This window comes from Ornithinimicrobium cavernae (assembly GCF_003121625.1).
Lineage (GTDB): Bacteria > Actinomycetota > Actinomycetes > Actinomycetales > Dermatophilaceae > Ornithinicoccus > Ornithinicoccus cavernae.
Genome location: NZ_QDDJ01000008.1, coordinates 154,539 through 174,455 on the forward strand (window position 1 = coordinate 154,539; position 19,917 = coordinate 174,455).

Genomic DNA, 19,917 nt, shown 5'->3' on the forward strand with positions numbered 1-19,917 from the left:
TCCTTAGTTGCGTTGCGGTGCTCGGCGTCGCATCCGTCACTCCTCACGAACTCGACGACCCTTGCCCTTCCGGGGTGTCGCCGAAAATCGGCGCGAGCATGCGCAGGTGGGTCTCGCTACGCGGACGCAGGTAGAGCAACCAGTAGAGGAACGCCACCACGAGGATGACTCCGGTGATGAGCAGGTCGTTCGCCGTCTGCTGGGTCAGGATTAAGATGGCGAACAGTCCCGAGAAGATCGGGATGACCGGCCAGAGCGGCATTCTGTAGACGCGGCGGATGTCCCTGTGGCGCACGCGGCTGACGATCGCACTGGCCGAGATGAGCACGAACTCCACCGAGACGACGGTGCCGATGATGGTCGCCATCGCGTCCACGTCAAATGCGAGGATCAGGATGATTGAGCCGACGCCGACGAGCAGGGAGGCGACCCACGGCGTCTCCAGCTTCGGATGCACCGAGGCGAGCGGCTTACTAATGGCTTTCGGCCACACGTGATCCCGGCCTGAGCTGTACAGCACACGCGAGAAATACGGCACGAGGGCGACGACACCGTTCATGATCGACAGCGCGATGCCGAGGTTCACCACCGTGGCGAAGACCGGGCTTCCAAAGCCCTCCACCAGCAGGCTCCAAGGGTTCGCCGAGTTGGTGAACGCAGCGAGGTCGAGTGCGCCCATGAGGCCCGCCGCCACTGGGATCACGGCGGTGATCACGGCGACTGCCAGCGCGAGGAACACCGAGTTCGCCACTGCGCGGGGGTTGCCCTTGGTCTCCTCCGAAAACAACAGAGCGCCCTGGAAACCGTTGTAGGCGAAGGCTGCAACGGCGACACCGGCTATGAGCGTGCCGAACGACAGCGGGCCAGCCACCTGCGTTTCAGGGTCGAAGATGGTGGGCACGAACAGCACCCCGGGGCCACGCTGGGTGCTGATGAAACCGAGCGCCGCGATGAAAGTTACGACGGCGATCTCGAAGGTGAGTAGGACCCCGACGGCTCTAGCGGTGAACTTGACGCCGACAATTGAGATGATCACGCCGACTCCTATGACCACCGCGCCGACGATGCGCGCATCCAATGAGACGACGCTGCTCAAATAGCCAGCGATGCTCAGCGCGACCACGGCAGGAATGAGGAAGGCCTGCACAGGCCCTGTCAGCACGAGGGAGATGAAGCCGAGGGCCCGCCCCAGCGTGCGTGACACGATCGTGTAGTCGCCGCCGGCAATCGGGTAGGTGGAGCCGAGCTCCGCCCAGCTGAAGGCCATCGCGGCGCCGAGGAGGCCACCGATCATGAGCACCCAGAACGCGCCTGTGCCGGTGAGGTTCAGCAGAACAGGCGCGATTGCGAAGACGACCACAGCAGGGGTAATCGCGGCCACGCAGAGAGTGACGTTGCCGAGCACGCCGAGTTCTCGGCGCAACTCCTGCTTGTATTGGGTCTGAGTCATGGTTGTGCCCTTCGGTTAGAAGGTTGGAAGGGGGAGGGGGATCAGGGGCGGTCGAGCACGCGTCGCGGGTTCTCGACGAGCACGGTGTGCAGCACCTCGTCCGAGATGCCGTCCAGGCGCATGAGCGGGACGATGCGCCGAAGCAGGTGGTCGTAGCCGAAGCCGCCGTAACGCCTCATGTGGATCTTCGTGAAGACATCGCAGCCGAGCACGATCTGCTCGTGGAAACCCTCGTGCAGCAGTGGGATGAGCAGCCGCAGCCGCTCATCGTCACCCGGATCCTTGAAGTGGCCGTTGAAGTAGTAATCGGAGCCGAACGTGTCGTACGCAAGTGTGGCGCCGGTGGCGAGCATCTCGCGGTGATAGCCCTCATCGAGCTGCTCGTCGGTGTGCCCAAGCACGATGCGGTCGCGCGTCATGCCTTGTTCGGTCAGGAATTCGAACACGTCGACACCGCGCTGGCCGGCGGGATCGAGGTGCACCGACACCGTAGTGCCGGTTCGAAGCGAGGCTTGGGCGGCCGCCGCGAGGACCTTTCGCTCGCGTGGGGTCACCGGCGAGCTCGTGCCAATCTCGCCGAGGATGCCAGCGCGGATGTCGGTGCCGTCCATGCCCTTCGTGAGATCGTCGAAGAACAGCTGCGCGAGGTCGTCCTCCGAGATTCGCTCCACCCATTCGGGGTGAGAGTCGTTGATATAGCAGCCAGCACCCGAGATGATGTGCAGTCCGGTGCGCCGACTGACCTCGCGCAGTTTCTCCACCTCGCGCCCTAGGCCGATGTTCGAGAGGTCGACGATCGCCGATCCTCCCACCTCCGTCAGGAAGGCGAGCTCCTCGACCGCATCTTCGAGGTTGTCGAGGATCAGGTTGTTCGGGTTGGCGACGAGGTTCCAGCGATGGAACCCGTAGTTCTCGAGCCTGACGACCCCGTCTTCGGGGCCGGCTTCGGGGGACTCGGTGTGCCAGACGCGCGCGTCGATGAAGACATGCTCATGCATGCTCGTCGGCCCGAGCTGATCCCGCCCGATCGGGCCTAAAACCGTGTAGATCGGCATTGATCCTCACTTCGTGGATGGCGACAACGATGTCCGAAGGGCTCTCAGAACCACTCGCAACCGCTCCCACAGTAAGTGAAGGAGAAGAAAATGTCTACATGTTCATGTGGACAATATCTTTCTTTCCAACTTGGTCCCCACTCCATCGCTCCGCGGCGTCATGCTCGCAGCATCTCTATGGGAACGCCCAGTTGCAGGGAGAGATAGTCAGCGACAGAATCGAGCATCGCCTCGCGGGGAACGATGGTGGCACCGACCGCGAGCTGGTAGCCGAAGCCGTCGATCATTGCGAGTGCGGCGGCGGCCAGCAGCTCGTGAGGCGACTCGGAAGGCTTGAAGGCGCCCGCTGCGATCCCTTCCTCAATGATGGAGGCGAGCCCCGCGATCCATCGCCGCTGATACTCGTCCCATATGCCGATGAACTCCGGGTACTGACGGGCGTGGGCGAGGAGATCGAGCTCAAGGAGGTACTCGTCCCGCTGGCTCCCCTCAATCGGCAACACGCGCTTCAGGAAGGCCGCCAGGCGCTCAACAGGTGACAATCCACCCTCTAGTACCTGCTGCTCGAAGTTGACGGCGGCTCGCTGATTTGCGTGCAGCATCGCCCGCACGAGCGTCTCCTGGCGTGAATCGAAGTAGTACATGATCGACGATGGCGAGACGCCGGCCTCGAAGGCGATGTCGGAGATGCGGGTGGCGCAGAAGCCCCGCTTGCTGACGGTGCGCTCAGCCGCATCGAGCAGGCGCTGCAGCTCGGCCTCCGAACCTGACGGCTCGTGCTTATCCGAGAGCCCGTCGACGCCCCCCTCAAGAAACCGCTTGCGCCAGAGCGCGACCGTTGGAGCCGAGACACCCAGCGCTTCGGCAACATCCTTTGTTCGCCAGTTTTGCTCAAGCGCGAGCACGATGCGGGCCCTGGTCGCCAGCCGGGTCGAAGATGCAGGCGAATCGGCGATGCGACGCAGGTCGCTTCGCTCCCGATCGGAGAGCGCAATCCTCGGAGCCACCACCACTACCCCCTCTACCTTCGTGCACCGGTCATTCTGGCACAGTGGCGACTCGCCTCTCGGCGGTGTGGTGTCTCAGGATATCGGCGACGGTCCTGCATCAGGAGCCCGGCCTACAGGCAGGTCGATGTCCTACGCATTTCATGGCGCCGCCACGCTACGTTGGTGAGCAGAGCATGCCGAACCACTGTTCGGTGCCGTACTCCTCGAACCGCTCGACCTCGGTGAAGCCCAACCTCTCAGCGACACGGACGGAAAACAAACGTTGGCCACCTGCTCGGTCTGGACCATCAGTTCCTGGGGGTACGCCTCCCTGAACCAGTGGAGGGCAGCGGTACGGGCCTCCGTCGCATAGTTCCGTGCCCGCGTCGCTGGTAGGAACATGTAGCCCAGTTCTTCTTCGCCACCCCCTGGGCGAATGTGCCGGAGGCGACCGTCGTCGCGTCGATCGATGGTGACGTTGCCGAGCACGGAGGGTTCCACCACGAGCCACGTCGTTCGTAGAGTGATCCCATGCCCGAGACCGCACCCGCGACGGCCTGCCTGTTCTGTGATCTCCTGGACGGCCACGGGGAGCTCAGCGTCGCCGCCAGCGATGCGGTTGTCGTTGCATTCATGGACACATTCCCCGTTGCCCCGGGCCACGTGCTCGTTGTGCCCCGCCGACACGTTCCGTCGTTGGAGTACCTCACGGCGGAGGAAGGCACTGCCTTGTGGAGCATGACCCAGATCATGGCCAGGCGGATCAGGGCACAGCACGCGCCAGCAGTGAATCTCCATCTCTCCGATGGCGCTGAGGCCGAGCAGGACGTCCCGCATGTCCATATGCACGTGCTTCCTCGGCATGCCGGGGACGCCATCACCATCAGGTTGCCAGGTCAGAGCGCCACAAGGGATCAGCTCGACCGCGTTGCGACCTCCCTCGCCGCTGACTAGTCATCCGACCTTGAGTCGACCCGGTGCAGGACGGGCAACACGACGGCCGCCACACCCACGAGGATGCGACGGCCGTGCGTTGGTGCGGCAGCGCCTCAGACGGCGTGCTCACCCCGGAAGTACTCGAAGACCCAGCCGACCGTGGAGATGGCCAGGAACGGGGCCGCGATCAGCACCATCCACCATCCGATAGCCACCCCGAGGAAGACTGCTGCGCCGGAGAGGCCCAGCCACAGCGGCCACCAGGAGTGGGGGCTGAAGTGGCCGTAGGGACCGGCCTGGTCGGCGATCTCGCCGTCCTCGTTGTCGTCCGGACGCAGGTCGAGCTTGCGCCCCGTCTTGCCGAGGTACCACGCGATCATCGCGCACATGATGGCGGTCAGCAGCAGTCCCACGGCTCCGACGGGCTCGGTGAAGCCGGTGAAGTAGGTGTAGACGGCCGCGACGATCACGAAGAACGCCAGCAGCCAGTAGAAAAGCTTTGTCTCAACCCTCATCGGGCGTCTCCCTCCGTGTCGTGTCCTCCGTGGCCCTTGGAACCGCCCGTGACGGTCCCCTGCCGACCGGCCGAGTCAGTGTCCGGACCGCCCAGCAGCGTCTCCAGGACGCCCTTGTCCGGCTCGGCGGACTCCATGGTGGCGACGTCCGCGTGGTGCAGGTCGAACGCCGGGCGCTCGGAGCGGATGCGCGGGAGCGAGTTGAAGTTGTGCCGCGGCGGCGGGCACGAGGTGGCCCACTCCAGCGAGGCGCCCCAGCCCCACGGGTCGTCGACGGTGACCTTCTCGGTCTTGAAGCTCTTCCACACCGCATACAGGAAGGGCAGCATCGAGGCGCCCAGCAGGAAGGCCGAGACCGTGGACAGCTGGTTCATCCAGGTGAACCCGTCCTCCGGCATGTAGTCCGGGTAGCGGCGGGGCATGCCCATGGCGCCGAGCCAGTGCTGGATCAGGAAGGTGCCGTGGAAGCCGACGAACAGCATCCAGAAGTGCAGCTTGCCCAGCGCCTCGTCCAGCATGTGGCCGGTGAACTTCGGCCACCAGAAGTAGAAGCCCGCGAACATCGCGAACACCACGGTGCCGAAGACCACGTAGTGGAAGTGCGCCACGACGAAGTAGGAGTCGGTGACGTGGAAGTCGAGCACCGGGCTGGCCAGGATGACGCCGGTCAGACCACCGAACAGGAAGGTCACCAGGAAGCCGATGGACCAGAGCATCGGCGTCTCGAAGGTCAGGTGACCGCCCCACATCGTGCCGACCCAGTTGAAGAACTTCACACCTGTGGGAACCGCGATGAGCATGGTCATGATCGCGAAGAACTCCAGCAGCACCGCGCCGGTGGCGTACATGTGGTGCGCCCAGACGCTGACCGACAGGGCCGCGATCGCGACGGTGGCGAAGACCAGCGTCTTGTAGCCGAAGATCGGCTTGCGGCTGAAGGCCGGGATGATCTCTGAGATCAGGCCGAAGAACGGCAGCGCGATGATGTAGACCTCGGGGTGGCCGAAGAACCAGAACAGGTGCTGCCACAGCATGGCTCCGCCGTGCTCCGGGTCGTAGATGTGCGCACCGACGATGCGGTCCGCTGCCATGCCGAAGAACGCCGCGGCCAGGACCGGGAAGACCATCAGGACCAGGATCGAGGTGATCAGCACGGTCCAGGTGAAGATCGGCATCCGGAACATGGTCATGCCGGGAGCACGCATGCAGACGATCGTGGTGACGAAGTTGACGGCACCCAGGATGGTGCCGAAGCCGGCCAGGGCCAGACCCATCACCCACAGGTCACCACCGAGTCCGGGGCTGTGGGTGGGACCGGCCAGCGGCTGGTAGGCGAACCACCCGAACGACGCCGCGCCACCGGGGGTGATGAACCCACCGACGGTGATCAGGCCGCCGAACAGGAACAGCCAGTAGGCGAACATGTTCAGCCGCGGGAACGCGACGTCCGGTGCACCGATCTGCAGCGGCATCAGCGCGTTCGCGAAGCCCGCGAACAGCGGGGTCGCGAACAGCAGCAGCATGATCGTGCCGTGCATGGTGAACATCTGGTTGAACTGCTCGGGGTTGTCCACGACCTGCATGCCGGGGGCCCACAGCTCGGCGCGGATGATCAGCGCGAGCAGACCACCGAGCATGAAGAAGGCCACGGTCGTGACGAAGTACAGGTTGCCGATCACCTTGTGGTCGGTCGTGGTGATCCACTTGACGAGGATCCTGCCCAGGCTCTCGTTGGGCCTCCCGGGCTCCCGGGCGGGGACGATCTCGCCAGAGGGCCGCGTCGTGGTGATGGCCATCAGTTCTCCTCCTCCTCGACCGAGGCGTCATAGTCCTCGAGGAGCGCCGGCGGCAGCTTGGCCGGCTCGCCCTCGTGGAGACCGTAGAGGTTGTATTCGTTGCCGACGAGGCCGTCGCCGCCGGTGGCCTTGAGGTCCTCGATGAAGGCGTCGTACTCCTCCTGGGACACGACCTGGACCTGGAACAGCATCTCCGAGTGGTAGGCGCCGCACAGCTCGGCGCACTTGCCCTGGAAGGTGCCCTCCTCGGTGGTCACGGCCTGGAACGTGTTGACCCGGCCGGGCATCATGTCGAGCTTGGTCAGGAACTGCGGCACCCAGAAGGAGTGGATGACATCGCGCGAGGTCAGGACGAACTCGATGCGGCTGTCCACGGGCAGGACGAGGGTGGGCAGCGTCTCGGGAAGCCCCGGCTCGCCCTTGCCCAGGTCAGAGGCCTGCGTGCCGATGATGTGCGCCTCGGCCTCGACGTAGTTGAAGTCCCAGGACCACTTCTTGCCGATGGCGTTGACGGTCACGTCGGGCTCCGCGGAGGTGTCCACCATCTCGTGCTGCAGCTCGACGGTCTTGCCGAACAGCACGGCGACCATCAGGATCGGCACGATCGTGTAGAGGATCTCCAGCGGGATGTTGTAACGGATCTGCTCAGGCAGACCCTTCTCGTCCTTCTTGCGGCGGTAGGCCACGATGCACCACAGGGTCAGCCCCCACACCAGCACACCGATGGCCAGCGCGGCGATCCACGTCCAGTTCCAGAAGTTGATGACCTTCGGCCCGATCTCGGTCACCGGCTCGGGGAGGTAGCCGCGCCGGAACTCGGCGCCGCACCCGCTCAGGACCAGGACGAGGGCAGCCAGTAGACCGAGTCCGCCGATCCTTCTGCGGCGACGGGCTGGGGCAGTCTGCCGTTGCAATGCGCACCTCACTATCGAGCCATGGTTTTCCACGCCAGAGCCTACCCCCTCGTGCGCACGGCCGAGGGGCAGGGTGGACCCGGATGTCGGAGTCCGCGCGCGTTGCCCCTGAGCACGGTGGTGCGCCTGTGCCCGGGAGGGCCGTGGCCGCCTCTCAGACGGGCCGGCCACCGAAGGCGGGTGGCAGTGGCTCGCCGAGCACCTCGGCCAACAACCGGGTGTATGCCGTGCGGCTCACCTCCGTGACGCCCAGCGTCGCCAGGTGCTCGGTCCGCCACTGCACGTCGATGAGCGCCTTCGTCGGGGACACCAGCGAGACGAGGTGCACGAGCGCAGCCTTGGAGGCGTCCGTCGCCCGGTGGAACATGGACTCCCCCGCGAACAACCCACCGACCGCCACGCCGTAGAGGCCCCCGACCAGCTCACCGTCGCGCCAGGTCTCCACGGAGTGGGCCCAGCCGAGGCGGTGCAGCTCGGTGTAGGCGCGGGCGATGGCCGGCGTGATCCAGCGGCCCGGCCGGTCGGGGGCGGCACAGGCGGCCAGGACCTCCTCGAAGGCCGAGTCGACCCGGAACTCGAAACCGGCGCAGGAGCGCCGCAGCGAGCGGCTGACCCGCAGGTCCTCGGGGAACAGCACACCGCGCGGGTCGGGCGACCACCAGCCCAGGACACCACCGCCGTGCACCCCCAGGCCCATCGGGAAGATGCCGGACCGGTAGGCCGCCAGCAGCGTGCCCGGCTCGAGGTCGGCCCCGACTCCGACCAGGTCCTCCCCCGGCTGGGCCTGCCCGAGATCCAGGTTCCACTGCGTGGGGGCCGGCTCGATCGGCATACAGCTCGGGTCTCCCTCAGGCCAGGTGCGCAGCGACCTCGGCGCCGGCCTGCGCACCGTAGGCCTCGGAGAAGCGGTCGAGGAAGCCGGGCGCGTCGAAGGTGTACTCCTGGGTGCCCACCGTCTCCAGGACGTAGCTGGCCAGCGTCGACCCCAGCTGACCACAGCGCTCCGGCGACAGCTCCCACGCCAGGCCGGCGAGGAAGCCTGCGCGGAACGCGTCGCCGACACCGGTGGGGTCCACGCGCTTCACGGCCGCCGCGATCGGCACGTGCACCGGGTCCTCGCCACGGCGCAGGATCGTGGCCCCGTCCCGACCCCGCGTGATGATCCGGGTGCCGACGCGGTCCAGGATCTCCTCGGCCGACCAGCCGGTCTTCTGCTCGGTCATCGCGGCCTCGTACTCGTTGGTGAACAGGTACGTCGCCCCGTCGACCAGGGTGCGGATCGAGGCACCGTCCATGAACGCCAGCTGCTGGCTGGGGTCGGCGGCGAACGGGATGCCCCTGGTGCGGCACTCGGCAGAGTGACGCAGCATCGCCTCCGGGTCGTCGGGGCTGATCATCACCAGGTCCACGCCACCGACGGCCGTGACGATCGGCCCCAGCTCGAGGTTGCGGGCCTCGCTCATGGCCCCGGCGTAGAACGAGGCGATCTGGGCCATGTCCTCGTCGGTGGTGCAGACGAACCGGGCGGTGTGCCGCACCTCCGAGACGAGGATGTGCTCACAGTTGACACCGTGCCGCTCCAGCCAGGAGCGGTAGGCCGCGAAGTCCTCCCCGACGGCCCCGACCAGCACCGGCCGGTGCCCGAGACGGGCCATGCCGAAGCTGATGTTGGCGCCGATCCCGCCACGCCGCAGCTGCAGGTCGTCCACCAGGAACGACACCGAGATCTTGGCGAGCTGGTCGGGCACCAGGGAGTCGGCGAAGCGCCCCTGGTAGGTCATCAGGTGGTCGGTCGCGATGGACCCGCAGACGGCGATTCTCACGGCCGCAACCTATCGCGACGGCCTGTGGCCCACCCAACCCCAGCGCGGACACCGCGGCCTCCGGTCCCTGCCCGGACGCGGAACGGCCGGTCCCCCGTGTGGGGAACCGGCCGCTGTCTCGCGCTCGAGCGGATCAGCCGAAGGAGTCGCCGCAGGCGCAGGAGCTGCCGGCGTTGGGGTTGTCGATGGTGAAGCCCTGCTTCTCGATGGTGTCGGCGAAGTCGATGGTGGCGCCGTCCAGGTAGGGCGCGCTCATCCGGTCCACGACGACCGCGACGCCGTCGAAGTCGGAGCTCAGGTCACCGTCGAGGGTCCGCTCGTCGAAGTACAGCTGGTAGATGAGGCCGGAGCAGCCGCCCGGCTGGACGCCGATCCGCAGGCGCAGGTCATCGCGCCCCTCCTGGGCGAGCAGTGACTTCACCTTCTCCGCGGCCACAGCCGTCAGGACGACGCCGTGCTCCGCCGTGGTCTCGGTGCTGGTCTGGGTCTGGGTGTCCTGCACGCTCATCAGTCCGTCCTGTCCTCTCGGGAAACGCTTGTCGGGCGCAACAACCGGTCTGGCGGGGTTGTTCCCTGCTTCCAGGGTACGACCGATCGGCCGAAAGAACACCACCGCCCCGCGGGCGCCGGGTCAGGCTTCGTCCGTGTCACGGCCTGGGCGACCACGTGCGGGCGACCCTTTGGGCAAGGGCAGCAAGGTCCTCGCCCTCCCGCGGCTCGTAGGCACCGGAGACCCCCAGCGACATCCCCTCGCGGCGCCCCACCTCGATCCGCTCGGCCAGCACGATGCTCGGCGAGCCCACCTCCAGCGCCGCGTGGGCCACCTCGGCGATGACGCCGTCGTGCACCGTGCGGTAGTCGTAGGCCTCACCACCGGTGACCACCAGTGCCCCGGGCAGCACGTCGGCGAGGCCGATCTCGTCCAGCACGAAGGTGGCCCCGACGACGGGCCGGGCCCCGAGCAGGACCGCGGCGTAGCCGACGCCACCGCCGACGCCGGCGCCCTCGGTCCGCTCGGGTCGGATCGGTGTGCCGCTGAGCAGGTCGGTGCGGGACGGGAGGATCCGGTTGACCTGCTCGGTGAGGCGCCCGAGGCGCTCCTCCAGCCGCTGGGTGACCTGTGCCGGGACACCGTGCTCGGTGCCGAGGGCGGCGCTGGCGCCGTGGAACCCGGTGAGCGGCACGGGCGTGGCGTGCGCCAGCAGGAGTGTGGTCCCCCGCAACCGCTCCCGCACCGCAGGCAGCCCGGACAGGTCCTCCCCGGCGCCGAGCGCCTGCAGCAAACCCAGGCCGCCGTCGTGACTGGCGAGGTCGCCGCAGCCGAGCACGATCCGGCCGGCCCCCGCATCCAGGGCCGCCTCGATCAGCTCCCCGACCCCGCGGCTGGTGAGTCCGGACAGCTCCCGCGCGGCCCGCTCCCCCGACTCGTCCTGAGCGCGGTGGTCGCCCGGACCAAGGACCGCCTCCAGCACGTCGGCGCCCAGGTGCCGACCGGCGGCCTGTCCCGCCTCGACGTAGGCGCTGCCCTCGTGCAGCAGCAGCTGGGCGGGGACCTCCTGACCGGTCGGACCGGTCACCACCACCGGGGTCGGGTGCGCGTCGAGGGCGTGCGCCAGGACCTCGACGAAGCCGGAGCCACCGTCGGAGACCGGCGCCACGACGACCTGGTCCCCCGGCGCGGTGCGGGCCCACCCCTCGGCCAGGCTCACCGCAGCCGACAGGGGGCCGGGCGCGGCGGCATACTGCCCGGTGGCCAGGACGACACGCATGGTCTCAGTAGGTCATCTGCATGGCGGCGCGGACCTCGTCCAGCGTCGCCTCGGCGATCTCCGTGGCACGCGCGTTGCCGCGGGCCAGGACCTGCTGCAGGTAACCCTGGTCCTCGGCCAGCTCGGCCCGACGTGCCCGGATCGGGGCGAAGTGCTCGTTGACGGCCTCGGTGACGACCTTCTTGAGCGCACCGCCGCCGCCGTCGCCGATCTCGGCGGCGACGTCCTGCGGCGTGCGGCCGCTGGCCAGGGCCGCGAGCAGCACCAGGTTGGAGACCTCCGGGCGGTTCACCGGGTCGTAGGTGATGTTCCGGTCGGCATCGGTCACGGCCTTCTTCAGCACCTTGGCCGTGGTGTCGGCGTCCATCCCCAGCTCGATCGTGTTGCCCCTGGACTTGGACATCTTGGTGCCGTCGGTGCCCAGCAGGCTCGCCGCCTCCGACAGCAGCGGCTCCGGCGGCGGGAACACCGGCTGGCTGGCATCGACCCGGCCGTAGCGCTCGTCGAACCGGCGGGCGACCACCCTGGCCTGCTCCAGGTGCGGGACCTGGTCCTTGCCGACGGGGACCAGGTTGGCCTTGCAGAACAGGATGTCCGCCGCCTGGTGCACGGGGTAGGTCAGCAGCAGCCCGGACATGGGCCGGCCGCCGGTCGCCTCGAACTCCGCCTTGACCGTCGGGTTGCGGCGCAGCTCGGAGTCGGTGACCAGCGACAGGAAGGGCAGCATCAGCTGGTTCAGCGCCGGGATGCTGGAGTGCGTGAAGATCGTGGTCGCCTCAGGGTCCAGCCCCACCGCGAGGTAGTCGGCCAGCAGCGAGTAGACCCGCTCCCGGATGGGACCCACGCCGTCGCGGTCGGCGATGACCTGGTAGTCAGCGACCAGGATGAACGTCTCGACCCCCCGCTGCTGCAGCAGCACCCGGTTGCGCAGCGTGCCGAAGTAGTGGCCCAGGTGCAGGTTGCCGGTCGGGCGGTCCCCGGTGAGGACCCGGAAGCGGCTGGCGTCCTGGTCGATCTCCGCCTCGATCTGCGCCGAGCGCGCGATCGTGCGGGCCAGGGAGGCGTCGGAGGTCGAGGCGGCCAGGATGTCGCCGACGACGGCGTCCTCGTCCTGGTATGCGGTCGGGTCGGTCTCGGTGGTCATCGTTGCCTTTCCGCCGCCCCGAGGACGGGCCCGGACATGGGTCAAGGCCGCCCGCTGGACGGCCTTGGAGTGTGCAGGAGTGCGTCAGGGCCGTCGGGTCGACGGCCACCAGGAGCGCACAGGTGTCATGCCACTCACTCTACCTATTGTGGCAGCCGTCCCGTGCGTCGCCTTCGCGTCGCGGTCTCGAACGCGCCCTCTCCATCGCTAGTCCGCGGGCTCCAGCGGTTGCAGGGCGCTGTGGATCACGATCTCGTCAGGCGACAGCCAGGGCGCGACGAGTTCGTGGATCCGGTCGACCGTCGTCTCGTCCGCGAGGAGCACCTGCACGTCCAGCACGCCGGAAACGGCAGCGTAGCCGGCGGACAGCAGCCGCAGCTCCTGGAACTCTGCGCTCACGGCATCCTGCGCCGCGCGGGCGTCGGCCTCGGTGGGCACGTCCCGCTGCACGACGCAGAGCGGACCCGAATAAACCTCTCGGAACTGTCGCCGGGCCTCCTCCGCGTCCGTGGTCACGACCACGTTCATCACTCCGCCGCCCGAGCCCCACAGGGCTGCATAGCCGTCCGTGCCCTGGGCGAGCTGCTGGAGCGCATTCTCCTGCTCGACGCCGTCGGGACCGGACGTGTCGGCCACCGGGTCGGAGTCACGGACGTCGGCGGTGGGGTCCTCGCACAGCTGCGGGAAGGAGTCATCGACTGCCTCGGGCTGCGGGTAGCCCTCGGGTGGGTCGGCTCGCACCGGTCTGGTCAGGGTGATCGTCCCGTCGGGAGAGCCGGACGGGTCGTAGTGGCCGGTCACGTAGTAACCCTCGTTGGTCCAGGTGACCCCGCCGGCCGTCTCGGCCTCCACTTCGTCCCAGGAGAACTCCCCCTCGAGCACCGGCCCCCCGCACTGTGGCGGGTAGGACTCCGCGACCGCGCCGAGGCACAGCTCGACCGGTCCCGACTCCTCGGCGTGCATGAGGATGCCGAGCCCGACCACCTCAGCCTCCGGGTCGACAATGACCTGTGGCGCGGTCGGCGGGCCGACGGTGTCCTGAGGCGGACCGCCCGGGCCAGACGACCCGTCAGGCGGGCTCCCCGGAGAGGAGGGTCCGGACTCGGTGCCGCAGGCCGCCAGCACCAGTGTCAGGGTGGTCACAACCACCAGAGTCAACCGCTTCATGGCGCACCTTGCCTCGTTGCTTCCATGAGGTGGGACGCGCGGCCGACCCCGACGGTTCCGACCGCCCACCAACGGGCGGACCTCTAGTCCCGCACGGCGAGCGCGGCGGGCTGCTGCACCACCCCGGGGCGACGGGCCCGTGCCTCGTGCAGCACGAGGGCGGTCACTGCCACCACGACGATGACGATCCCGAGCCAGCGGCTCCAGGTCAGCGTGGTGTCGAGCAGGGTGACGCCGACGAGCACCGAGGTCACCGGGAACATCAGCTCGGCGAGTGTGGCGCGCGAGGCCGCAGTGCGCCGCAGGCCGACGTAGTAGAGGCCCAGCGCCAGCGCACCCGGCACCAGCGCGAGGAGCAGCAGCAACGGCACCTGTCCCACAGGCATCGTCCAGCCCGCCCCGGACACGGCCACGATCACGGCCGCAGCGGGCAGGCCGAAGCCGAAGCGCAGGGCCAGCGTGTCCCGGGGCCCGAGGTGCCCGTCGACCAGGCGCCCCAGCACGGTGCCGGCGCCCCACAGGGTCGCCGCGCCCAGTGCGAGCAGCGCCGCGGAGGCGTCCCCGATCCGGACCGACAGCGGGTCGGCGAAGGTCATCAGCCAGGCACCGCCCAGGGCCGGGACAGCGAACCACCAGAACCGGGGTCGCAGCCGCTCCCCCAGGATCACCGCGGCCAGCAGGATGGCGATCAGGGGCTGGAGCTTCTGCAGGATCTGCGGGGTGATCGGGTCGCCCAGGCGGAAGGCCGCGGTGAACAGCGTCGTGGCCAGTGCCGACGAGCCGGCGCCGATGACGACCGCGCCCACGCGCACCCGACCCGGCGCCGTCGACCACCGCCGCAGTGCGGGCAGCAGCCACGGGGACAGTACGAGCACCAGGACCACGTGCTCCCACATGACGATCGTGGCGGCATCGAGCACCTGCGCCAGCGGCTCCCGCATCAGTGCCGACGTGCCCCAGAAGCAGGCGGCGAGCGCGACCACCCAGGTCAGGTCCCGGGAGGTGCCGGCCGCGGTCATGCGCCGGTGAGGGGCGGGACGTCCTCGCCCTCGGCCACGGGGCCGGGCGGGGTGCCCTCACCGAACGGCGACCCGCCCAGCGCCTCGCGCTCGTGGGCCGTGAGCCACCCCGAGGGGTCCGGCCCCTTGGGGACGATGCCGGTCGGGTTGATGTCCAGGTGCACCTCGTAGTAGTGCGCCTTGATGTGCTCGAAGTTGACCGTGTCGCCGAAACCGGGCGTCTGGAACAGGTCGCGCGCATAGGCCCACAGCACCGGCATCTCGCTCAGCTTGGAACGGTTGCACTTGAAGTGGCCGTGGTAGACGGCGTCGAAGCGCACCAGCGTGGTGAACAGGCGGATGTCGGCCTCGGTGATCGTGTCCCCGACCAGGTAGCGCTGACCGGCCAGGCGCTCGCTCAGCCAGTCGAGGCGGGCGAACAGCCGGTCGTAGGCCTGCTCGTAGGACTCCTGCCGGCCCGCGAAACCGCACCGGTAGACACCGTTGTTGACGTCCTCGTAGACGAGCTGGGCGACCTCGTCGATCTCCGCGCGCAGCGCCTCCGGGTAGAGGTCAGGCGCCCCTTCACGGTGGAACTGTGTCCACTCGGTGGAGAAGTCGAGCGTGATCTGCGCGAAGTCGTTGGTGACGACCTGACCGGTCGTGGTGTCCACGATCGCGGGCACGGTCACGCCCGGCTTGTAGCCGTCGGGCCGGGCCTCGTAGGCGTCCTTCAGGCGCGGGATGCCCAGCACCGGGTCGACGCCGCCGGGGTCCAGGTCGAAGGTCCAGCTGTCGGCGTCGTGGGTCGGGCCGGCGACCGCCATGGACAGGACCGGCTCGAGCCCGAGCAGCCGGCGCACGATCGTCGTCCGGTGCGCCCACGGGCACGCCCGGCTCACCGCCAGGCGGTAGCGCCCCGGCTCGACCGGGAACCCGTCGCGACCGTCCGCGGTGATCCGCGTCGGGATGTAGCGGGTGTCGCGCTGGTAGGACTCCTCGACGTACTTGCCCTGGTCAGCCATCTGTCTCCTCCTGGGTATGGCGCGTGGTCGGGTGATCGCGTGTGTCCCCCACCGAGGGGGCGGGACACCGCCGGGCTCAGCCGGCGGACGGCATACGGCCCAGCTTCTCCAGCAGGAGGGCCTCGGCGAGGCAGACCCGCTCGAACTCGGCCAGGTGCAGGCTCTCGTTGGCGGCGTGGGCGCGGGTGTCCGGGTCCTCGACGCCGGTCACCAGGATCGCGGCGTCCGGGAACCGCTCGGCGAAGCTGGCGACGAACGGGATGGACCCGCCGACGCCGATGTCGACGGGCTCGGTGCCGTCCCAGGCGTCGCGGAAGGCGCTGCGTGCCGCGTCGTAGACGGGACCCTGCGCCTCGGCGGCGAACCCGGGGCCCTCGTCGTCCAGGGTCACGGTGACCTGACAGCCCCAAGGGGCGTGCTCCTCGAGGTGCTTCCTGAGCAGGTCGTAGGCGGTGCGCGGGTCCTCGGCCGGGTGGATGCGCATCGACAGCTTGGCCCGCCCGACCGGCGTGAGCAGGTTGGCCGCCTTGGCGACGCTGGGCGCATCGATGCCGATGACCGTCATCGACGGCTTGGTCCACATCCGCGACAGGAACGAGCCGGTGCCGATCGGGCTGACGCCCTCGCTGAGACCGGACTCGGCGCGCAGCTTGCCCTCCGGGTAGTCCAGGTCGGCGGCCTCCGAGGACTGCAGCCCGGCCACGGCGACGTCACCGGCCTCGTCGTGCAGCGTGGCCAGCAGCCGCGCCAGCGCGGTCAGGCCGTCGGGGACCGCGCCGCCGAACATGCCGGAGTGCACACCGTGGTCGAGGGCACGGACCTCGACGACCACCCGGACCAGGCCGCGCAGGGTCGTGGTGAGGGCGGGGACACCGATCTCCCAGTTCTGGCTGTCGGCCAGCACGATCGCGTCCGCCTGCAGGCTCTCGCCGTGCTTCTCCAGGATGGCCGGGAGGCTCTCGGAGGCGATCTCCTCCTCCCCCTCGACGAACACGGTGACGCCGACCGGCGGCCTGCCGCCGTGGGCGCGCAGGGCCGCGACGTGGGCCAGCACGCCGGCCTTGTCGTCGGCGACACCTCGGGCGTAGAGCCGCCCGTCGATCTCCGTCGGCTCGAACATCGGCGTGTTCCAGTCGGCCTCGTCGCCCGGGGGCTGCACGTCGTGGTGGGCGTAGAGGAGGACGGTCGGTGACCCCTCCGGCCCCGGCAGGTGACCGATGACCGCGGGGCGGCCGCCCTCCCGGACGATCCGGACGTCCAGGCCCTCGGCGAGGAGCAGGTCGGCCACGGCCTGCGCGGATTCGTCCACGTGGCGCTGGTCGAAGGAGTCCAGCGACACCGACGGGATGCGGGTCAGGGCCTCCAGGTCGCTGCGGATCCCGGGCATCAGCTCCTTGACCCGGGCCGCCAGCTCGGCGGTGCGCTCGTCGGGACCGGTCTCGGTGGTGGGGTTCGCGGAAGTCACGTGGCCGACGATAGCCGCCCCACGACATACAGTGGAGGGGTGTTGTCCCGCAAGAAGCCCACCGCAGAGCCCGAGCCCGCTCCCGCCGTCGAGGAGCGCCCCGGCGCGAAGAACCGCCCGACCCCCAAGCGCAGGGACCAGGAGGCGGCCAACCGGCGTCCTCTCGTCGGCAACGCCAAGGCGGTCAGCGCCGACCAGAAGGCCCGCCAGCGGGCGGAGCGCGAGGAGGCCCGGCAGGGCATGCTGCGCGGCGAGGAGAAGTACCTGCCGCCGCGCGACCGCGGACCCGTCAAGCGGCTGCTGCGCGACATGGTCGACACGCGGTGGAACGTCGGTGAGTTCCTGCTGCCGCTGATGCTCATCGTGCTCGCGGTGATGCTCCTGGGCGGGCAGAACCCGCGGGCGCAGATCCTGATCCTGCCGCTGGTCTACGGCGTGATGGCGGTCGGCATCCTGGACGCCTGGCTGCTGGGTCGGCGCGCGAAGAAGCGGGTCACCGAGGAGTTCGGGGAGGGCCAGACCCGCGGCGTGGCCTGGTACGTCGCGCTCCGCTCGCTGCAGATGCGGATGTCCCGCGTGCCCCGGCCGCAGCTCAAGCGCGGTGACCCGGTGGTCGTGCACCGCCGCTGAGGGACCGGTATGCGGCGGGGTCGGGTTCGGCGCTCGCCGTCAGGTCACGTCGGGCTCGGCGTCAGCCGACGTCGGCCGGCCCCAGGCCCATCGGGCCGTAGACCTCGTGGTCCCCGTTGAGCAGGGTCACCGACTTCACCCCGGCGTCGGCCAGGTGGTGCCACTCGTCGGAGAGCCAGGCCTCCGCGTCGGCCTGCGTCGGGAAGGCCAGCCCGGTGAGCCCCAGGTCGGGGATCGGTGCCCCGGTCTCGTCGCCGTACCGCCACGTAAAGACATCGCTCATGGGTTCTACCCTAGGCGCAGACGCCCCGGACTGCCCTAGTGTCGGTGCAGGTTCGGTCCGCTCGGGACCGATGGCCCGAAGGGTGGAACACGATGAGCCAGTACGACGAGCTGCTGTCCGCGATCCCCGTGTCCCGGCTCGCGCAGCAGGTGGGCGCCGACGAGGCGGAGGTGGAGCAGGCCGTGCGGCAGGTGCTGCCCGCGCTGGTGGGCGGCCTGAGCGCCAACGCCCGCAACCCCGAGGGGGCCGCCTCGCTGACCGGCGCCCTCGGTGAGCACACCGACCGCGACCCGCTGAGCGACCCGTCCGGCATCGACACCGCCGACGGCGCGAAGATCGTCCATCACATCTTCGGCAACCAGAGCGAGGACGTGGTCAACCAGCTCGGTGGCCTGGGCGGTGCCGGCGGCACACTGATCCGGAAGCTGCTGCCGATCCTCGCTCCCATCGTGCTGTCCTGGCTGGCCAAGAAGCTCAGCGGCAGCGGCGGTCTGGGCGGCGCCCTCGGGGACGCCCTCGGCGGCGGGGACGCGCCGACCCGGACGCCTAAGGCTCCCAGCGGCCCGGCGGACACTCCTGCCGGCGGACCGGCCGGCTCCGGTGAGGTCGGCGACCTCCTCGGGGACCTGCTCGGCGGCGCGCTCGGCAAGACTCCCCAGAAGGGGAAGGCCGGTGCCGCGGGCGGGTTCGGTCTGGACGACCTGCTGGGCGGCCTGCTCGGCGGCCCCAACCGCTGACCCCCTCCCCCCTCCCGACCGAGCGCGTGGTCGCCCGGGACATCACCCGACCGAGCGCGTCGTCGCCCGGGCGGTCACCCCACCGAGCGCGTCGTCGCCCGGGCGGTCACCCCGCCGAGCGCGCTGCAGATGTCCTCGATCTCGTTACGGTGAGGGGATGACCCGACTCCGCCGACTCGCCGCGGTGCTCGCCCTGGCCGTGACGTCCGTTCTGGTCGCCCCGCTGGCTGCGCACGCGGTGGGCTACCAGTTCTGGGGCTACTACCACCTCGTCGACGGCGAGTGGGCCTTCGCCGTCGAGGGCGTGGCCACGACCGTCCCGGAGGACGGCACCGTCCAGGGCCTCCGGTTCGCCGTCTCCTCCGGCGAGGACGTGCGATCGCCCCGCGACGTGCTCGCCTTCGACGACGTGTGCGCGGACGTGCCCGCGGAGGACGGCAGCAAGCGCGTCGCCCTGGTCATCGACCCGGGACGCGATGTCGACGCCCCCGAGGGCGCGACCCCGCCCGGACCGGGCGCCCAGTGCGTCGCCGCCGACCCCGACGCCACCATGCTGGACCTCGTGCGCCAGGCGGTCGGGGACGTGCGCACCGACGAGGCGGACATGCTCTGCGGTCTCGCGCGCTTCCCCGCGACCGGCTGTAGCGACGAGGTCGCCGAGCCGTCGCCGGAGCAGCTGGCTCCGGACGAGCCGATCGAGATCCCGGTCGTGCCGGTGGGCTCCGCCATCGTGACACCGCCCACTGACGGCCAGCCCACGGAGCAATCTCCGCCCACCGAACAGCCGACCGACAGCGGACAGCCGACCGGGCAGACCACCGAGGGCGAGGCCGGAACAGGGACGGCCACCGAGCCGCCGACCGACCCGACCACCGGCGAGGGGACGGCCGGGGACCCCACGACCGAGGAGACCGCCTCCGGGGACGGGGCCGCCAGCACCACCCCCTCGGAGACCCCGGACGAGGCCGCAGCGGAGGACGAGGAGCCCGGCGAGGGCGTGCCCCCGTGGGCGTGGGTGGTGGGCGTGCTGGTGCTGCTCGGCATCCTCGCCCTCGTGGCCACGTCAGCCCGCAACCGGCGCCTGAGGGACGCCCAGGGGATGCCGTATGACGAGGGGTTCCGTGACGCGTCGGACGGCCCGTCCCGAGGGGGCCCCGACGACCGGTCGCCGAGGGACGGGGAGGGCCGCTGACGGAGTGGGCCGGTGGCGTGTCCACCCCA

General features: G+C 69.6%; 20 protein-coding genes. 4 read left to right on the top strand and 16 right to left on the bottom strand.

Annotated elements, in window-relative coordinates; genetic code table 11:
- Positions 1-43 precede the first annotated feature (43 nt).
- From DA085_RS10945 to DA085_RS10955, 3 genes are all read right to left on the bottom strand, one after another.
- The gene (locus DA085_RS10945; protein WP_109473000.1) at positions 44-1,450 is read right to left on the bottom strand and encodes an APC family permease; all 1,407 of its coding nucleotides are present in this window, start codon (positions 1,448-1,450) and stop codon (positions 44-46) included.
- A 41-nt stretch (positions 1,451-1,491) separates the two neighbouring features.
- Positions 1,492-2,505: a phosphotriesterase family protein gene (locus tag DA085_RS10950; RefSeq protein ID WP_109473001.1), complete on the bottom strand. Its 1,014-nt coding sequence runs from the start codon at positions 2,503-2,505 to the stop codon at positions 1,492-1,494.
- Positions 2,506-2,663: 158 nt separating this feature from the next.
- The gene (locus DA085_RS10955) at positions 2,664-3,518 is read right to left on the bottom strand and encodes a TetR family transcriptional regulator C-terminal domain-containing protein (RefSeq protein ID WP_109473002.1); all 855 of its coding nucleotides are present in this window, start codon (positions 3,516-3,518) and stop codon (positions 2,664-2,666) included.
- Between the two features lie 507 nt (positions 3,519-4,025).
- On the opposite strand from DA085_RS10955, the gene DA085_RS10960 reads away from it, so the two are divergent.
- Positions 4,026-4,448 carry an HIT family protein gene (locus tag DA085_RS10960; RefSeq protein WP_109473003.1) on the top strand — a complete coding sequence of 141 codons (423 nt, stop codon included), beginning with the start codon at positions 4,026-4,028 and terminating at the stop codon, positions 4,446-4,448.
- Between the two features lie 95 nt (positions 4,449-4,543).
- Here DA085_RS10960 and DA085_RS10965 read toward each other — a convergent pair whose 3' ends face one another.
- From DA085_RS10965 to DA085_RS11020, 12 genes are all read right to left on the bottom strand, one after another.
- Positions 4,544-4,945 (bottom strand): cytochrome c oxidase subunit 4, encoded by a 402-nt coding sequence (locus DA085_RS10965; protein WP_109473004.1) that lies wholly within the window; start codon positions 4,943-4,945, stop codon positions 4,544-4,546.
- Positions 4,942-6,741, bottom strand: a complete 1,800-nt coding sequence (gene ctaD, locus DA085_RS10970) for an aa3-type cytochrome oxidase subunit I (protein ID WP_109473005.1) — start codon at positions 6,739-6,741, stop codon at positions 4,942-4,944. The genes DA085_RS10965 and ctaD overlap by 4 nt, the downstream gene beginning before the upstream one ends.
- On the bottom strand, positions 6,741-7,655 hold the full coding sequence (gene ctaC, locus DA085_RS10975) for an aa3-type cytochrome oxidase subunit II (protein WP_109473006.1): 915 nt from the start codon (positions 7,653-7,655) through the stop codon (positions 6,741-6,743). The genes ctaD and ctaC overlap by 1 nt, the downstream gene beginning before the upstream one ends.
- A gap of 154 nt (positions 7,656-7,809) precedes the next feature.
- The gene (aat, locus tag DA085_RS10980) at positions 7,810-8,487 is read right to left on the bottom strand and encodes a leucyl/phenylalanyl-tRNA--protein transferase (RefSeq protein WP_109473007.1); all 678 of its coding nucleotides are present in this window, start codon (positions 8,485-8,487) and stop codon (positions 7,810-7,812) included.
- Positions 8,488-8,503: 16 nt separating this feature from the next.
- Positions 8,504-9,478 (bottom strand): carbohydrate kinase family protein, encoded by a 975-nt coding sequence (locus tag DA085_RS10985; RefSeq protein WP_109473008.1) that lies wholly within the window; start codon positions 9,476-9,478, stop codon positions 8,504-8,506.
- A gap of 133 nt (positions 9,479-9,611) precedes the next feature.
- A complete protein-coding gene (locus DA085_RS10990) occupies positions 9,612-9,986 on the bottom strand; it encodes a HesB/IscA family protein (RefSeq protein ID WP_109473009.1) in 375 nt (124 codons plus the stop codon).
- A 139-nt stretch (positions 9,987-10,125) separates the two neighbouring features.
- Positions 10,126-11,247, bottom strand: coding sequence for a glycerate kinase (locus DA085_RS10995; protein ID WP_109473010.1), 1,122 nt, complete (start codon positions 11,245-11,247; stop codon positions 10,126-10,128).
- A gap of 4 nt (positions 11,248-11,251) precedes the next feature.
- Positions 11,252-12,391, bottom strand: coding sequence for a tryptophan--tRNA ligase (gene trpS, locus DA085_RS11000; protein WP_109473011.1), 1,140 nt, complete (start codon positions 12,389-12,391; stop codon positions 11,252-11,254).
- Between the two features lie 207 nt (positions 12,392-12,598).
- The gene (locus tag DA085_RS11005; protein ID WP_109473012.1) at positions 12,599-13,558 is read right to left on the bottom strand and encodes a hypothetical protein; all 960 of its coding nucleotides are present in this window, start codon (positions 13,556-13,558) and stop codon (positions 12,599-12,601) included.
- A gap of 83 nt (positions 13,559-13,641) precedes the next feature.
- Positions 13,642-14,577: a DMT family transporter gene (locus DA085_RS11010; RefSeq protein ID WP_109473013.1), complete on the bottom strand. Its 936-nt coding sequence runs from the start codon at positions 14,575-14,577 to the stop codon at positions 13,642-13,644.
- Complete coding sequence (locus tag DA085_RS11015) at positions 14,574-15,581, bottom strand: glutathione S-transferase family protein (protein WP_109473014.1); 1,008 nt, start codon at positions 15,579-15,581, stop codon at positions 14,574-14,576. The genes DA085_RS11010 and DA085_RS11015 overlap by 4 nt, the downstream gene beginning before the upstream one ends.
- Before the next feature lie 76 nt (positions 15,582-15,657).
- Positions 15,658-17,046, bottom strand: a complete 1,389-nt coding sequence (locus DA085_RS11020; protein ID WP_109473015.1) for a dipeptidase — start codon at positions 17,044-17,046, stop codon at positions 15,658-15,660.
- 39 nt (positions 17,047-17,085) lie between these two features.
- Between DA085_RS11020 and DA085_RS11025 the strand changes: the two genes are divergently transcribed.
- Entirely contained in the window at positions 17,086-17,676 is a 591-nt protein-coding gene (locus DA085_RS11025; protein ID WP_109473016.1) for a DUF3043 domain-containing protein, read from the top strand.
- Between the two features lie 61 nt (positions 17,677-17,737).
- Here the strand turns inward: DA085_RS11025 and DA085_RS11030 are convergent, their stop codons facing one another.
- Positions 17,738-17,959: a hypothetical protein gene (locus DA085_RS11030; RefSeq protein WP_109473017.1), complete on the bottom strand. Its 222-nt coding sequence runs from the start codon at positions 17,957-17,959 to the stop codon at positions 17,738-17,740.
- A gap of 92 nt (positions 17,960-18,051) precedes the next feature.
- Here DA085_RS11030 and DA085_RS11035 point away from each other — a divergent pair, with 92 nt between their 5' ends.
- A complete protein-coding gene (locus DA085_RS11035; RefSeq protein ID WP_109473018.1) occupies positions 18,052-18,696 on the top strand; it encodes a DUF937 domain-containing protein in 645 nt (214 codons plus the stop codon).
- A gap of 157 nt (positions 18,697-18,853) precedes the next feature.
- Positions 18,854-19,888: an SCO2322 family protein gene (locus DA085_RS11040; protein WP_109473019.1), complete on the top strand. Its 1,035-nt coding sequence runs from the start codon at positions 18,854-18,856 to the stop codon at positions 19,886-19,888.
- Positions 19,889-19,917: the final 29 nt, after the last annotated feature.